The sequence below is a fragment of the Streptomyces sp. NPDC093544 genome, from assembly GCF_040683495.1.
In the GTDB taxonomy this organism is placed as follows: Bacteria; Actinomycetota; Actinomycetes; order Streptomycetales; family Streptomycetaceae; genus Streptomyces.
In genome coordinates this window covers 111,664-125,564 of the sequence record NZ_JBFBEA010000003.1, presented here as the reverse complement: position 1 = coordinate 125,564, position 13,901 = coordinate 111,664, and the positions used below count along the sequence as shown (strand labels likewise).

Below are 13,901 nucleotides of genomic sequence, written 5' to 3'. Positions count from 1 at the left end.
CCCGGGTGCCCGCGATCCGGAAGACCTCGCCCCTGCCCCGCCGGTCCCTGCTGCGCGCCCTGGGCGGTGGCGCGGCGCTCGGCGCCCTGGCGGGGTGCGGGGTGCCCGCCGCGTACGTGTCGCCGGGTGACCGGACCGGCGCCGACCTCTCCGCCCGCGACAAGCGGCTGACGTGGGCGAACTGGCCGCTCTACATCGACACGGACGACGAGGACACGACGAGGCGGCCGACACTGGACGCCTTCGAGAAGAGCACCGGGATCTCGGTCGACTACGTCGAGGAGATCAACGACAACGACGAGTTCTTCGGCAAGATCAGCCCGTCCCTGATGAACCATCAGCAGACCGGCCGCGACCTGATCGTCATCAGCGACTGGATGTGCGCACGCTTCGTCCGGCTCGGCTGGGTCCAGGAGATGGACCGGGCCAAGCAGCCGAACGTCACCAAGTACCTTGACCCGCTGCTGCGTTCGCCCGCCTTCGACCCCGGCCGCAAGTCCACCGTGCCGTGGCAGTCGGGGATCACCGGCATCGCGTACAACCGCCGCAAGGTCGGCCGCGAGATCAAGCACGTCTCCGACCTGTGGGCGGACGACCTCAAGGGCCGGGTCACCCTCCTCTCCGGCCTCGACGAGGCGTTCGCGCTGCTGATGCAGGGCAACGGCGTCGACATCACCAAGTGGACGCCGGACGACTTCCACCAGGTCTGTGACCAGGTCGAGAAGTACGTTCACAGCGGCCAGATCCGGCGCTTCACCGGCAACGACTACATCAAGGACCTCTCCAGCGGCGACGTCCTGGCCTGCCAGGCGTACTCCGGCGACGTGATCCAGCTCCAGGCCGACGATCCCGACATCCGCTTCGTCGTCCCCGAGGAGGGCGCCGAACTGTGGGCCGAGTCCCTGATGATCCCCAACCTGGCCCGTCACAAGGCCAACGCGGAGAAGCTCGTCGACTTCTACTACCAGCCCGAGGTCGCCGCCGAACTGGCCGCCTGGGTCAACTACGTCTGCCCCGTCCCCGCGGCCCAGGACGTCCTCGCCTCCTCCAAGGACGAGGACACCGCCGCCCTCGCCGAGGACCCGCTGATCTTCCCGGATGCCACCATGCGCAAGCGGCTCGCCATCGCGCGTGACATCGAGTCCTCGGAACGTACGGAGTTCGCGAAGCGGTGGAACGCGATCGCGGGGTTGTAGCGCGAGCGGGCAGCAGCGGCTTCTCGGACACCATTTAAAGTCACCTAGTCATTTACTCATCAGGCATCCCGCGTCTATGGTGACCGCAGAGAGAGCGCGACGTTTGTTCCATCTGCCGACAAACGGTGCACGGCGAGGTGGCCCGAACGGAGTTTTCGCGCGGACGACGTGCCCGTTGTAGCCGTGCCCGCACGGCTGGCTCTCACCTGAAGAACGAGGGAGCAGCTCAATGAAGAGACGTTACGTCGTTACCGCCGCCGTGGCCCTGACAGGCCTGGTGCTGGCGGGCTGTGGCTCCAGCGAGTCCGACAGCTCAGGGTCGGGGTCATCCACCGCGACGGGAAGTACAAAGGTCACCGTCGGCGTGGGACCGGGCGTTTCCTCGCTCGGAGTGACGAACGACGCCTTTGCCAAGAACGGCCTGGACATCGTCAAGAGTCCTACGACGAGCCCGGCCCAGGTCACGCCGCTGTTGCTCAACGGCCAGCTGGACATCGCCCTCGGGGACCCGGTCGGAAGCATCATCGCCATCTCCCAGAACGTCCCGCTCGTGATCATCGCGGTGGCCACATCGAGTGGCACCAGTGCCGCCAATGACACGACGGGTCTCCTGGTCAAGGACGACGGCGCGATCACCTCCGCCGCCGACCTCAACGGCAAGAAGATCGGCGTCACCTCGATCGGCGGCAGCGCGCAGATGACGGCGTCGGCAACGATCGACAAGCTCGGCGGTGACTCGAAGACGGTCGACTTCGTCGAGGTTCCGGCGCAGAGCATGAACTCCGAGGTCGACAAGGGAACCGTCGACGCCGTTGTCAGTCAGGAACCCACCATCGCCCAAGGGAAGTCGATCGGCCTGAAGGAGCTGTTCGCACCGGCTGCCGAATCGACGCCTTCCTCGCCACTGATCGTCTACGTCACCACTCAGACGTACCTGAAGGACCACCGCGACGTCGTCGATTCCTTCACCAAGGCCCTGACGGAGTCGAGTGCCGCTCTGAACGGGAATCCCGATCTGGTTCGTTCGACGGCCAAGAGCACCTACAAGCTCACCGATGCACAGACGGCGGCCATGGTCCTGCCGTACTTCGTGCCGACCACGGTGAGCAAGAGCAAGCTGGAGGACATCATGGATCTGATGATCAAGTACGGGCTCATCAAATCCCCCGTCGATCTGGACACCACGATCTACAACGCGCCATGAGTCCGATGCTTCGGCCGCCGACCGCCTTCAAACGCGTGGGCGCCCGCCTGGGGTTCCTCGTGGCGGTGCTCCTGGTCTGGCAGATCGTCACGGTCACGAACACCATCTCGTCGGACGCCCTTGCGTCGGTGACGTCCATCGCGGCGGCGATGGTGCGGGTGGTGCCGACCAACGAGTTCTGGCACAGCCTCGGCGGGACCTTGCTCAACTGGGGAACGGGTACGGCGATCGCGTTCGGGATCGCCGTACCGGCAGGGCTGATCCTCGGCTCGAGCGACCTGCTCTACCGGATGTTCCGCATTCCGATCGAGTTCATGCGGACGATCCCCTCCATCGCCCTGCTCCCGCTCGCCCTCCTGCTCTACGGCGCGACGAGCCGCATGGCCGTCACGCTCATCGTTCTCGGCGCGGTGTGGCCGCTGCTGCTGCAGAGCATGTACGGCATGCGTCAGCTGGATCCGGTGATGCGCGAGGTCGCGGCGTCCTACCAGCTGCGGCTGCGCGACCGGATCACCCGCGTGATCCTCCCCGACGCCTCCCCGTTCATCGCCACCGGCGTCCGGATCGCGCTGACGATCGGGCTGCTGCTGTCCGTCGGCGCGGAGATGCTCGGTGGCGCGCCCGGGCTCGGACGCGAGATCGCGCTCACCCAACAGACCATGGCCATCCCGGACATGTACGCCTACATCGTGGTCGTGGCCGCCCTCGGGACCCTGCTCAACCTGAGCATGCTCGCCTTGGAGAGGAGCCTCCTGTCATGGCACTCGTCGCACCGGCCCGCAAGCTGAGAGCGGTGAAACCGCTCCTTGGGACACACCCCGTTCTCCGCGTCCTCGTCAGTCTCGTCGTGCCCGTGGCCATGGTCGTGATCTGGTGGCAGGCGAGTGCGAACAGCACGTCGCTGTACTTTCCGCCACTGTCGAAGATCATGTCGTCGTTCTCCGACGTGTGGCTGTCCTCCATGTTCATGAGCGAGGCCGTGCCGAGCCTCCAGCGCTTCGCTCTTGGGCTGCTGATCGCCGCGGTCGCGGGAATCGGGGGCGGGGTCCTCCTGGGACTGTGGCGGGGCCTCGGAGACGCGGCCACGCCGGTCCTGGAGTTCGCCAGGGCAACGCCCGGTGTCGCGCTTGCGCCGCTCGCCATCGTGTTGTTCGGCATCGACTCCAAGACGCAGGTGGCGATCATCGCCTTCGCCGCTGTCTGGCCCATCCTGCTCAACACGATCGACGGGGTGCGCTCGGTCGATCCGGTACTCATCGACGTCGGACGTGCCTACCAGATCAGCAGGCGGGATCGGCTTCTGCGCGTCACACTGCCCTCGACCGGCCCGCAGATCATGGCCGGCCTGAACACGGCCGTCGCGATCGGGCTCATCATGATCGTCGTCAGCGAGTTGCAGGGAGCGACGAACGGCATCGGCTACACGCTGCTGCAGCAGCAACGCAGCTACAACACACCGGCCATGTGGGCAAGCATCGTCCTGCTGGGACTGCTCGGTTGCGTGCTCAACGTCGGGTTCCGGGCAGCGGAGCGAGTGATCCTTCGATGGCACCGGCTGATGCGCGAAACATCGAGTAAGTGAGGAAGGGCATGACTTCGGTCGAGACCATGACGAATGAAAAGCCGGCGATGCTGGCATCTCCAATTCTGTCTGTCCGGGGGCTGTCCAAGAGCTTCCGGACGGGATCGACGACCCGGCTCGTCCTGGACGGGATCGATCTCGACGTTCAGCGCGGGGAGTTCCTGTGCATCGTCGGCCCGTCCGGCGCGGGCAAGACCACCTTGCTGCGCTGCCTGTCCGGCCTCATGCAGCCGACCTCCGGCGAGGTCTGCCTCGACGGCGAGATCGTCACGGGTCCGCCCAGTCGGCTCGCCGTGGTGTTCCAGGACTACAGCCGATCGCTCATGCCGTGGATGTCGGTATCCGCGAACGTCGAACTGCCCCTGCGCTCGAAGAAGCTGCCGAAGCGGCAGCGGCGCGAGACGGCGCGCAGCGCCCTGGAGGCGGTCGGCCTGTCGGCCGGCGTCCACGGTCAGTACCCCTGGCAGCTGTCCGGCGGCATGCAGCAGCGGGTCGCCATCGCCCGCGCTCTCGCCTTCGAACCCGAGGCGTTGCTCATGGACGAGCCGTTCGCGTCCGTCGACGCGCAGACCCGCACCGATCTCGAGGACCTCATCCTCGGTGTCCGCGAGCAGTTCGGGGTCACTGTCGTACTGGTGACCCACGACATCGACGAAGCCGTCTACCTGGGCGACGAGGTCGTGGTGTTGTCCGGCTCGCCGACGCGCGTACGCGAACGGCTCCCGATTCCGCTCGGCGAGCATCGCGACCAGGTCGAGACGAAGTCCCTGCCCAAGTTCGCGGAACTGCGGGCACACGTGCTCAACCTGATCCAGCGGGAGAAGTCCAACACGCAGGCCGACGCACCGATACGCCAAGGCTGATGGGCGGAGCCACCATGATCCAGCTTCGCCGATACGAAATCGTCCCGGGTGAACTCGACGCCTTCGTCGACTGGTGGCGGGCCACGATGCCCGCTCTGCGCACCAAGGCCGGGTTCACCATCGAGTTCGCCTACGTCGACAAGGACGCGGGCGAGTTCGTATGGGCCGTCAGCGTTCCGGGCACGGTGGAGGACTTCGCACGCGTCGACGCCGCCTACCGGACCTCGGAGGATCGCCGGAGTGTCTTCGCCGGCCTCCCCGAGCGTGTCGCGAAGGCGCATGTCGGGTTCGTGTGGCCCGTGCTCGAAGACTGAAGGCCGACCGCAACTACGACAGAGAAAGCGCGAGGGTTGAGCGTGGGCGAGACCATTGAATTGCACGGCGACGACGGGGCGTTCGAGGCCTACCTCGTACGCCCCGCGAGCGGAACCCCGGTCAAGGGCGGGCTCATCGTCATCCACGAGATCTGGGGACTCGCCGATCACATCAAGGACGTGAGCGAGCGCTTCGCCGCCGAGGGGTATCTCGTCCTGGCCCCCGACCTGCTGTCCCGGGTCGGCATCACCGCACACCTCGGCGCCGAGCTGCAGGCGATCATGCACAGCCCGGACGACAAGGTGCGTTCCGACGGACAGCCGATGCTGCGTGAAGCGATGGCGCCGAGTCGCTCGCCGGAATTCGCCACGTGGGCGGTGTCCGCCCTCATCAGCTGCGTCGACCATCTCGCCGCCCAAGAGGGCGTGGACGGTCATCTGGGGGTCACCGGGTTCTGCTTCGGCGGCAGCTTCAGTTTCGCGCTGTCGGCGGCGGACACCCGGCTGCGCGTCGTCGTCCCGTTCTACGGAACCCCGCCGCCCCCGACCGACTTCAGCAAGATCTCAGCCCCGATCCTCGCCTTCTACGGTGACCAGGACGAGCGGCTGATGTCCGCGCTCCCTGATGTCGTCGAACGGATGGCTGCGGCCGATGTCGACTTCACCCCGATCGTCTACAAGGGCGCGGGGCACGCCTTCTTCAATGACGCCAACGTGCATGCCTACGAACCCGATGCCGCCGCCGACTCGTGGCGGCGCGCACTGGAGTTCCTCAAGACGAACATCTGACTCGAACGAACAATGCGCAGCGCGGCCCGCGGGCCGCGCTGCGCATTGTTCGTGAGCCAACCTGCTGATGTGGCTGCACCCGAGGTCACTCGTGCTCGCGCAGCCAGCGGTAGGTGTCCTCCAGGAACGCCTCGACGAGTTCGGGCCGGTCCTCCGCCACGATCTCGTCGCCCTGGGGGACCTCGAGTCCCTTGCGGGCGAGGCGGTATGCCAAGAGCTGGTAGGGCGGTCGCAGGCGGCTCATCTCCTCCCGGTCGATCGGGATGACGTCGCCAGGGAACACCGGCGTCATGACGTCCTTCTGATAGATGCCCTCAAAGCTCGCCAGGCGCCAGCCGTCGGCCGTACGTACGACACGGGAGACGAACCGGCAGTACTGGATGGTGTCGATCGGGATGCCTTCGAGCGTGTCCCGGTTGTGAATCTCGCCGACGCTCTCCACGACGGCCCGGTCGCCGGCGATGCGGATCTCGACGGGAGAGATCAGGTGCTTGCTGGGGCGTCCGCCGCCCTGCCGGGTCAGCGCGCGAGCGTGCTCCGCGAACTCGCGCGCTGTGCCTGAGAACCACGTCGTGCGGATATGGGAGTCCTCGATGTAGGAGCCCGCAAGCTTGTCCCACGCGCCCGTGTCACGCCGGTGTCGCTCCAGCCGGACGAGCTCGGCAATCTCGAGCTTGTCGAGGTGTTCGGCGAGTCTTGTCTGGTCGATCGTCACGGTGTGTTCCCTGGTTCCGATCCTTGGGCGATGGTTCTGCCGGGCGAAGGGTGCCGGCGCGGGCGGGGAACGGAGGTCAAGAATCCGGCCCGAGCGGAAGGGCGGCGACCGATGAGCCGACGAGCAGACAGGGTTCGCTCGACCTGTTGCTCCAGGCGTGGTTGGTCCCTCGGATCACAACGGTGTCACCCGGGGTGAGCTTGACCTCGTCGACATCGGTCACGAGGAAGACCTCACCCCGTACGCACGTGATGCAGTCGAGGGTATCGGTGCGGTGCATGCTCGGGTGGCGGCTGCGTTCCTCGTCGCCGGCCTTGATGGTCTGCCCGGCCTGCTCACTGAGCTCGTCGAAGACCTGCGCGGCTCGCGCGGCGTCCGGGTCGTCCGGCTGCAGTTCGAGCGCACGGCACAGCAGGCCGTTGGGCAGCGGTTCGCGGCGCGGGCCGACAAGCGACCTGTCGCCTTCGATCGAGTTGTCGGCAGGCGTCTCCGCGGTGGCCCACAAGGTCGCCCGCCAGAAGTAGCCTTCCCGCTCCTGGACGTTGCCCAGCTTGTCGTCCAGCACGGCCGAGCGCCCGTTCTCGTCGCTGCCGATGACGTAGCGATTGATACGCGACATCGATCTGCCTTTCTGTCGGTTGAGGCCCAGCGGTTCTGTCGGTTGAGGCTCAGCGGGCGGGGAATCCGCTCGGCGGCGGAGTCGGACGCGAGAGCTTGGATTTCTGCGACGCCGTATAGAGGTCGTTGACCATTCCCTCGCAGGCACGCCGGAAGGCCATGATGTCGAGCCCGAGGGTGAAGACCTTGACGCCCATCTCGAGTGCGTCGAGGCAGGTCTCCGGGGTCGGATCGAGGTTGGGCCCACCGATCACCGGGACGTCGTACTTGGCCGCGGCATCCATCACCCGGCGGTACGCGGCCTGCACCTTGGGGCTGCGCAGCTGCTCGACCCCCTCGCCCATGGCGAAGGAGAGGTCGCCCACGCCGAAGATCACCATGCTCACTTCGGGCAGTGCGCAGATCTCCTCGATGTTCTCGACCGCGTCGGGGTGCTCGATCAGCGGGACCAGGATGGTCGACTCGTTGTTGCGCCGGGCGTACTCGTTGAAGTCGCTGAACGCATAGCCGGTCGCCCGCACGGCCGGACAGATGCCGCGCTTTCCCAGTGGCGGGAAGAACGCGGCGTCAGCGGCCGTCTTGATGTCCGCCGCCGACTTGACCATCGGCAGAAAAATGCCCTCGGCGCCGGCTTCGAGGGCACGGCGGATGGAAGCCTCGTCGTCGAAACTGGGCACCCGGACGACCGGAACCATATTCACGTGGTTGGCCGCCCGGATGCTGTCCTCGAGCGCTCGCGGATTGTTCGGCGAATGCTCTGTGTCGAGCATGACGAAGTCGTAGCCGGTCAGCCCGAGAACCTCGATCAACGCTCCGTTTCCGGTGAAGCACTGCATTCCCAGCGGAACGATTCCCTGGTCGACCATTTCCAGCAGTCGATTGCGGTATGCGCTCACGTCATCCCCTTTTCGTTGGCCAGTGCGAGCGTAGACCAAGGGCAACAAGTCAGCAAGTGACTTGGGGATCTGAAGTCTGCTCGCCTGTGGTCACTCGATGAGAGCGCCCGGATCCGGGGCTGCCGAGTACCGCCGCGTCGGGCGGGACCAGGTGGAACTGATGGCCGCGCTCGGGCGTGGAGTTGGCGATCCGCCCGGCCTCGCGGTCGATGTCATGGGGTACCTGTCTTGCGGTACCATCCACCGATGGAGACGTTTAGTCACCTGATGAGTTCGCGGCTGGCGGGCTCACCCAGTGATGTGTCGAACAATGACGAGGAAGGGCAGACGGTGACGGCGTTTGTTGCAGACGGTGGCTTCGACCGAAACCGTGCGAGTGTCGCCGATCGAGTCCTGCGCGACCTGGAATCGAGCATCCTGTCGGGCCGTCTGAAGCGCGGCTCCAAGCTCCCCTCCGAGAAGGAGCTGGCCTCCTACTACGGCGTCAGCTCGCCGACGATCCGCGAAGCCATCCGGGCGCTCAGCGCGATGCGCCTCGTGGAGGTGCGGCACGGCTCGGGGATGACCGTGGTCGCGGACTCCTCCACCCTGATGGCCTCGGCGATGCGGTCGGTGGTCGAGTTGGAGAACATCGACCTGCCGAGCATCTTGAAGCTGGCCGAGACGCTGAATCTCCAGGCGGTCGATCTCGCGATCGCGACCGCCAGCCCCGAAGAGATCGACGCCGTACTCGAGATCGCGAAGTCGTTCAACGACTCGATGTCCAGCGAGGAGTTCATCCAGACCCTGGAGGGGTTCCTCAGGGGACTCATCGCCCTGTCCCACAACAAGCTGCTCGAAGTGGTGGCGTCTTTCGTCATCACGTCACACCTGTCGATGGCTCGCAGGGTTCGGCAGGGCCCGGAATCGGAGTGGGCATCGGACGTCGCGCGACTGCGTGGCGTGCGTATCGCCATCGTGGAGGCGGTCGCCGCGCATGACCGACTGGCGGCGTTCAAGGCTGTGCGGGAGTACACCACGCAGACGCTTGCGATCTCCGGGGAGACCGGTGGCGATCAACGCGTCGGAATCGAAGACCGGGGCTGAACGGGGAAACGGCGGGGCGGCGGAGACGGTGTGGGGTGCGGTGGAGGCGGACGTCTGCACGGGTCTTGCTACTAAGTCACCTAGTGACCTAGGGTGACAGTCGCGTTGAGGGGCTGAGAGCACCCGAACGCGCCGACCTCCCCGTATTTCCGCTCGCGGCCGCACAGAGCAGTGCGGCCGAGAACCGAGGATGCGCTCCATGCCGGATCACATATACAAAAGGCAGGATTTTCACAGGGTTGAGCGCGGCCGGGTCGCCGACCGCATTTTCGACGATCTGAGGAATCAGATCCTGCGCGGAGCGCTGCCCGACGGATCGCGCCTCCCGTCGGAGCGGGATCTCGCCGAGCGGTACGGCGTCAGCGGCGCCACGGTGCGCGAATCGGTGCGTGCCCTGACGGCCATGGGCCTGGTCAGCGTCCGGCACGGCAGCGGAACGTACGTCACTGCTTCGACCGACACCATGATCGCTGTGTCGATCGCCTCGGTGATCCAGTTGAAGGATGTCGGCGCAGTCGAATTCCTTGGCCTCCAGGGAGTGTTGAACGCCTACGCGGTCGAGTTGGCTGCGCGCTGCGCCTCCGACGAGGAGATCGCCTCACTCAGAGCGGCTGCCGAGAAACTGGCTGTCATCCGGAGTGTGGACCAGGCCGCGGCCGATCTCAGGGGCTACCTCCACCGGCTCTCCGAGATCTCCCACAGCGCGCTCCTGGCGGCGCTGTGCGGATTCTTCGCCGACGTCCAGGTGCAGCTCGCGTTCGACTTGTCCGGCGGCCCCAAGCTCGCCGACTGGCAACGCATCGCGGGCGCTCTCCATCCGGAGCGCATTGCCGTCGTGGAAGCTCTTGAGGCCCGGGACGGCGAGCGGGCCGCAAAAATGGTCAGAATCCACCATGCCGGCGCACTCGAACTCATCACTTCCTCGCCGCGCGGCGAGGAGATCCGGGCATCGAGCCCCCTCTATTCACAGCTGATCGCATCGCTCCTGAACACTCGGATCGACTCCAATCCGAGTGACGGAGGCCCCGAGTCGCATCGACGCATTCATGAAGCGCCACCAAGCCCGGACGCAGGGAATTGAGCCGAATTCAGCGGAACGGAAAGAGATGATCCATGAGTACTGGTGCGAGCGACGAGGTCGACTCGGTTCTTGACACAGGACGTATGTCACGCCCCACCCTGGCCGTCATCCTCCTGTGCGCGGCGGTCGCACTGTTCGACGGGCTCGATACCCAGTTGATCTCCCTCGCGGCCCCTGCCATGGGGCCCGACCTGCACCTGGAGCCCTCGGGGTTCGGCACCGTGTTCGGCATCGGACTCTTCGGCGGACTGATCGGAGCCACGGTGGCCGGAATGATCGGCGACCGCGTGGGCCGCAAGCCGTTGGTGATCTTCGGGGTCCTGGTGTTCGGTGTCGTCACCCTCGTGACACCGTTCGTCGGCTCGGTCGGCGCCCTGGAGACCGTTCGGTTCTTCACCGGAATCGGTCTCGGCGCCGCCCTGCCGGGCATCATCTCGCTCGCCTCGGAGTACGCACCTGCGAAGTCCCGGGCGACGATCGTGGGGCTGATGTTCTGCGGCTTCCCGATGGGCGCGGTGATCGGCGGAGTCCTGGCGAACTGGCTGATCCCCGACCACGGTTGGCACAGCGTTTTCTACGTCGGTGGTGTCGTCCCCCTGGTGTTGCTGCCGCTGCTGGTGTTCCGTCTGCCCGAGTCCGCCCGGTTCCTGGCCGCACGCGGCGACGGCGTGGCCGCGGCCAGGACCCTGGAACGGCTGGGGATCCCGGCAGGCGGTGCCGGTGCGAGGGACGAGGGTTCCGCAGCGACCCGTTCTCCCGTGGTGGCCCTGTTCAAGGAGGGCAGGGGCCCGGGCACGGTCCTGCTGTGGGCCGCGATGTTCCTGACCCTGCTCATGACGTACTTCCTGGTCACGTGGTTGCCCACCGTCGCGGTCGCGGCCGGGGCGGACAGCGGCCTGCTCGCCGTGTCCACGTTGAATCTCGGAGGCATACTCGGGTGCCTGGTGATCGGCAGGCTCGCGGACCGGCGCCGCCCGCCCCTCGTGATCGGCGCCGCGTACACCCTGGGCGCCGTCGCCGTCGCTCTCATCGGCTGGGCCACCACGTCCGACAGCATGCTGCTCGTCGTCACCTTCGTTGCCGGTCTGCTCAGCGTGGGAGCGCAGATGTGCACGATTCCCTTGATCCCCCAGTTCTACGACACGGCACAGCGCGCCACCGGCGTCGGCTGGTCCATGGGCTGGGGGCGACTCGGCGGCATCACAGGGCCGGTGGTGGGCGGGTGGCTGATCGCCGCGAAGCTCAGCACCTCCTCGATCTTCGTCCTCGCCGGCGGCGTCTCCCTCTGCGCTGCAGCGGTGCTGTTCGGGTTCGGCATGCTCAAGCGGGGCGCCGCGGGTTCCGCCACGGTCGACGCTCCGCTCAAGGACGCCGCCAGCCCGGCCTGACCGGGGTTCACCTGCCCGACCGTCACCACATCAAGGAACGGAACCATGGAAGTTCTCCTGCTCAAGAGCGCATCGCGGATGGTCGACAGCGCACTGGAACACGGACGCGCCCTCGAGTGCCATCCGCTGACCGTCGCCGTCCTCGACCCAGGGGGTCACCTGCTCGCCCTCAAACGAGAGGACGACAGCGGGATCCTGCGGCCGGACATCGCACAGGCCAAGGCATGGGGAGCGCTTGGCATGGGCGCCGGAGGCCGCGATCTGGCGAGGCGGGCCGCCACGGCACCCGCCTTCTTCGAGGCCCTGAGCGCCATCTCCGGTGGACGTATCGCTCCGGTGCCCGGCGGCGTACTGATCCGCGACGCGGAGGGCCACGTCATCGGCGCGGTGGGGATCAGCGGGGATCACCCCGACAAGGACGAGGCGTGCGCGGTGTACGCCATCGAGAGCGCCGGCTTCACGGCCGACGGCGGCTGAGCGTGGCCGTCCGGCGGCCGGTCCACCACGAAGACGACACGATGCGCCCACGAACGCGAGCACAGCAGTCCAGGAATCAGGAGGCCCTCATGCGGACGGTGCGTACCGAGCAGGGATCGGTGAGAGGCAAGGAGAGCGGCGCGGTGCACGGCTTCCTGGGCCTGCCTTACGCGGCCCCACCGGTCGGCGCGCTGCGGTGGAGGCAGCCGGCCCCGCCCGTGCCGTGGTCCGGGGAGCGTGACGCGACGGAGTTCAGCGCGGCCGCGATCCAGACGACGGGTAACGGGCAAGGCGCCGGCCTGGGGGCCGAGCAGAGTGAGGACTGCCTGTACCTGAACGTCTGGACCCCCGAACCGGACGGCGCCGCACGCCTTCCCGTCATGGTGTGGATCCACGGCGGCGGATTCCTGGGCGGTTCGGCATCCGACCCGTCGTACGCGGGGGAGGCCCTGGCCCGGCGCGGCGTGGTCGTCGTTTCGATCAACTACCGGCTCGGTGCCTTCGGCTTCCTGACCCATCCGGAGATCGGCACCAATTTCGCGGTGGGCGACTGGGTTGCGGCCTTGACGTGGGTGGCGAACAACATCACCGCGTTCGGGGGCGACCCGGGCAACGTGACGGTCTTCGGCCAGTCCGCCGGCGCCCAAGCGGTACGCACTTTGCTGTCCACGCCCTCGGCGCGGGGCTTGTTCCACCGGGGAATCATCCAGAGCGCGGGCTTCGAGGACTACGCCGTGGTCGACTCGCCCTCCTACGAGCGTGCCGTGCGGGGGACCGAAGAAGTCTTCGGCATGCTGGGCAGCCGGGATCTCGACGAGCTGCGCCAGTTGCCGGCGGAGCGGGTGCGCGCGGCGTCCTGGGCGATGGCCGGCACCACGCCGCCTCCCGGCCAGGTACACACACCCGCGAATCTCGTCTGGTACCCGACAGTCGACGGCGACATCGTGACGCGGGACTTCTCCAACTGGCCCGCGGACATGCCCGCGATGTTCGGCTGCACCCAGGACGAGGCGCGGTTCTTCCACCGGCCGAACGGCCCGCTCGGCCGCCCTGGCGTTGATCCGGCCGAGATCTACACACCGCGTACGCTCGCCGCGATGGCCGGGAGGCTGGGCGGCCCTCGCGCCGACGACATTCTCACCCACTTCGCCGACAGCGGGCTGACGACGTACGAGGAACTGGCCGAACTGTCCACCAGCGCCATCTGGCACGAGCCGGAGAGGGCCACGTACGAGCGCTTCACCGCCCTGGGCCGACGCTGCTACTCGTACCGCTTCGCACGCGTGTCACCGTCCGCTCGCCGCTCGGGCATGCTCGCCTTCCACATGGCTGAGCTTCCGTACCTCTTCCGCTCGATCACTCCCGGCGAGGACTACGACGAGATCGATGCTGAGATCAGCGAGGTGATGCGGCACGCCTGGACGGAGTTCGCCCGCACCGGTGTTCCGCGCGGCCCGGACGGCGCGGCGTGGCCGGCCTGCGACTCGTCGGCTCCGCGGCGGATGCTGATCGCGGACTCCGCACACAGCGAGACGCTGAACGTCGGACCCGTCACCGAGATGATCCACTCGCTGCGGGCCACACCCGGCGAAACCATCTCCGCCGACTCCCTGGACGCGCATTCCGCTCCATGATCGATCGGCCGGTACAGCCAATGGGGCGCTGACCGCCGAACGCGGTCAGCGCCCCAAA

At 67.1% G+C, this 13,901-nt stretch carries 15 protein-coding genes; 12 read left to right on the top strand and 3 right to left on the bottom strand.

The features are described 5' to 3' along the window. The first annotated feature begins 5 nt into the window (after positions 1-5). From AB0N66_RS04900 to AB0N66_RS04870, 7 genes are all read left to right on the top strand, one after another. Positions 6-1,196 (top strand): spermidine/putrescine ABC transporter substrate-binding protein, encoded by a 1,191-nt coding sequence (locus AB0N66_RS04900; RefSeq protein ID WP_365428799.1) that lies wholly within the window; start codon positions 6-8, stop codon positions 1,194-1,196. A gap of 229 nt (positions 1,197-1,425) precedes the next feature. Beyond that, positions 1,426-2,400: an ABC transporter substrate-binding protein gene (locus tag AB0N66_RS04895; protein ID WP_365428796.1), complete on the top strand. Its 975-nt coding sequence runs from the start codon at positions 1,426-1,428 to the stop codon at positions 2,398-2,400. Further along, positions 2,397-3,188, top strand: coding sequence for an ABC transporter permease (locus AB0N66_RS04890; protein WP_365428793.1), 792 nt, complete (start codon positions 2,397-2,399; stop codon positions 3,186-3,188). The genes AB0N66_RS04895 and AB0N66_RS04890 overlap by 4 nt, the downstream gene beginning before the upstream one ends. Continuing rightward, positions 3,158-3,982: an ABC transporter permease subunit gene (locus AB0N66_RS04885; RefSeq protein ID WP_365428790.1), complete on the top strand. Its 825-nt coding sequence runs from the start codon at positions 3,158-3,160 to the stop codon at positions 3,980-3,982. Before AB0N66_RS04890 ends, AB0N66_RS04885 begins: the two co-directional genes overlap by 31 nt. Positions 3,983-4,008: 26 nt before the next feature. After that, positions 4,009-4,845, top strand: coding sequence for an ABC transporter ATP-binding protein (locus tag AB0N66_RS04880; RefSeq protein ID WP_365428788.1), 837 nt, complete (start codon positions 4,009-4,011; stop codon positions 4,843-4,845). Positions 4,846-4,859: 14 nt separating this feature from the next. Then, positions 4,860-5,159, top strand: coding sequence for an NIPSNAP family containing protein (locus AB0N66_RS04875; RefSeq protein WP_365428785.1), 300 nt, complete (start codon positions 4,860-4,862; stop codon positions 5,157-5,159). A 42-nt stretch (positions 5,160-5,201) separates the two neighbouring features. After that, entirely contained in the window at positions 5,202-5,948 is a 747-nt protein-coding gene (locus tag AB0N66_RS04870; RefSeq protein ID WP_365428782.1) for a dienelactone hydrolase family protein, read from the top strand. A gap of 85 nt (positions 5,949-6,033) precedes the next feature. On the opposite strand, the gene AB0N66_RS04865 is transcribed toward AB0N66_RS04870, so the two are convergent. The 3 genes from AB0N66_RS04865 to AB0N66_RS04855 form a co-directional block, all read right to left on the bottom strand. Beyond that, on the bottom strand, positions 6,034-6,663 hold the full coding sequence (locus tag AB0N66_RS04865) for a nuclear transport factor 2 family protein (RefSeq protein WP_365428779.1): 630 nt from the start codon (positions 6,661-6,663) through the stop codon (positions 6,034-6,036). 76 nt (positions 6,664-6,739) lie between these two features. Beyond that, positions 6,740-7,282 carry a cupin domain-containing protein gene (locus AB0N66_RS04860; RefSeq protein ID WP_365428776.1) on the bottom strand — a complete coding sequence of 181 codons (543 nt, stop codon included), beginning with the start codon at positions 7,280-7,282 and terminating at the stop codon, positions 6,740-6,742. A gap of 49 nt (positions 7,283-7,331) precedes the next feature. Then, positions 7,332-8,177, bottom strand: coding sequence for an aldolase/citrate lyase family protein (locus tag AB0N66_RS04855; protein WP_365428773.1), 846 nt, complete (start codon positions 8,175-8,177; stop codon positions 7,332-7,334). A gap of 246 nt (positions 8,178-8,423) precedes the next feature. On the opposite strand from AB0N66_RS04855, the gene AB0N66_RS04850 reads away from it, so the two are divergent. The 5 genes from AB0N66_RS04850 to AB0N66_RS04830 all read left to right on the top strand — a co-directional run bounded on the left by AB0N66_RS04850 (position 8,424) and on the right by AB0N66_RS04830 (position 13,843). Further along, entirely contained in the window at positions 8,424-9,263 is an 840-nt protein-coding gene (locus tag AB0N66_RS04850) for a GntR family transcriptional regulator (protein ID WP_365428770.1), read from the top strand. A gap of 190 nt (positions 9,264-9,453) precedes the next feature. Beyond that, positions 9,454-10,344, top strand: a complete 891-nt coding sequence (locus AB0N66_RS04845) for a GntR family transcriptional regulator (protein WP_365428767.1) — start codon at positions 9,454-9,456, stop codon at positions 10,342-10,344. A 32-nt stretch (positions 10,345-10,376) separates the two neighbouring features. Continuing rightward, positions 10,377-11,732 carry an MFS transporter gene (locus tag AB0N66_RS04840; RefSeq protein ID WP_365428764.1) on the top strand — a complete coding sequence of 452 codons (1,356 nt, stop codon included), beginning with the start codon at positions 10,377-10,379 and terminating at the stop codon, positions 11,730-11,732. 45 nt (positions 11,733-11,777) lie between these two features. Then, positions 11,778-12,209, top strand: coding sequence for a heme-binding protein (locus AB0N66_RS04835; RefSeq protein WP_365428761.1), 432 nt, complete (start codon positions 11,778-11,780; stop codon positions 12,207-12,209). Positions 12,210-12,298: 89 nt separating this feature from the next. Continuing rightward, positions 12,299-13,843 carry a carboxylesterase family protein gene (locus AB0N66_RS04830; protein WP_365428758.1) on the top strand — a complete coding sequence of 515 codons (1,545 nt, stop codon included), beginning with the start codon at positions 12,299-12,301 and terminating at the stop codon, positions 13,841-13,843. The last annotated feature ends 58 nt before the right edge of the window (positions 13,844-13,901 follow it).

Coding starts and splice junctions, on each gene's coding strand:
- AB0N66_RS04880 (WP_365428788.1), top strand. CDS start 4,009: ATGACGAATGAAAAGCCGGCGATGCTGGCATCTCCAATTCTGTCTGTC.
- AB0N66_RS04885 (WP_365428790.1), top strand. CDS start 3,158: ATGGCACTCGTCGCACCGGCCCGCAAGCTGAGAGCGGTGAAACCGCTC.
- AB0N66_RS04830 (WP_365428758.1), top strand. CDS start 12,299: ATGCGGACGGTGCGTACCGAGCAGGGATCGGTGAGAGGCAAGGAGAGC.
- AB0N66_RS04850 (WP_365428770.1), top strand. CDS start 8,424: ATGGAGACGTTTAGTCACCTGATGAGTTCGCGGCTGGCGGGCTCACCC.
- AB0N66_RS04835 (WP_365428761.1), top strand. CDS start 11,778: ATGGAAGTTCTCCTGCTCAAGAGCGCATCGCGGATGGTCGACAGCGCA.
- AB0N66_RS04895 (WP_365428796.1), top strand. CDS start 1,426: ATGAAGAGACGTTACGTCGTTACCGCCGCCGTGGCCCTGACAGGCCTG.
- AB0N66_RS04860 (WP_365428776.1), bottom strand. CDS start 7,282: ATGTCGCGTATCAATCGCTACGTCATCGGCAGCGACGAGAACGGGCGC.
- AB0N66_RS04890 (WP_365428793.1), top strand. CDS start 2,397: ATGAGTCCGATGCTTCGGCCGCCGACCGCCTTCAAACGCGTGGGCGCC.
- AB0N66_RS04875 (WP_365428785.1), top strand. CDS start 4,860: ATGATCCAGCTTCGCCGATACGAAATCGTCCCGGGTGAACTCGACGCC.
- AB0N66_RS04840 (WP_365428764.1), top strand. CDS start 10,377: ATGAGTACTGGTGCGAGCGACGAGGTCGACTCGGTTCTTGACACAGGA.
- AB0N66_RS04845 (WP_365428767.1), top strand. CDS start 9,454: ATGCGCTCCATGCCGGATCACATATACAAAAGGCAGGATTTTCACAGG.